1 tRNA gene and 1 rRNA gene are annotated in these 593 nt (G+C 44.4%); both read left to right on the plus strand.

The annotated features are described in order from the left end of the window. Window positions 1-101 precede the first annotated feature (101 nt). Window positions 102-175 (plus strand) — tRNA-Ala (locus KO524_RS15180). Window positions 176-298: 123 nt separating this feature from the next. Then, window positions 299-593: ribosomal RNA gene (locus KO524_RS15185) — 23S ribosomal RNA — on the plus strand; the annotation flags it as partial.

A 593-nucleotide genomic window follows, 5' to 3' on the forward strand; every position in this document is an offset into this window, starting at 1 on the left:
ATTTTCGACTTACGAATCACGAAAAACACTTTTATTGAAAGGAAATTTTAGAGGTTGACTAACCCGAACACGTTTGGAAGACATACCTTCTAAATTCATTTGGGGGATTAGCTCAGCTGGCTAGAGCGCCTGCCTTGCACGCAGGAGGTCATCGGTTCGACTCCGATATTCTCCACAACGGCATAAAGCGTCAATTGTTAATACAAAAGACCCGCCACACGTTCATTGACATATTGAGATATTTAAATACAATAAAAATAATAGAAAGCACGTAATTGTTTCGACAATTACATAAGCACATAAGCAAAATAAGGGCGTATGGGGGATGCCTAGGCTCTCAGAGGCGAAGAAGGACGTGATAAGCTGCGAAAAGCTACGGGGATCGGCACACACGACTTGATCCGTAGATATCCGAATGGGGCAACCCACTATGTTGAAGACATAGTATCCGATAGGAGGCAAACCCGCTGAACTGAAACATCTAAGTAGGCGGAGGAGAAGAAAACAAAAGTGATTCCGTAAGTAGTGGCGAGCGAACGCGGAACAGCCCAAACCAATGTTGTTACGGCAATATTGGGGTTGTAGGACCACGA

It is taken from the genome of Flavobacterium sp. NKUCC04_CG (assembly GCF_019345525.1).
GTDB lineage: Bacteria > Bacteroidota > Bacteroidia > Flavobacteriales > Flavobacteriaceae > Flavobacterium.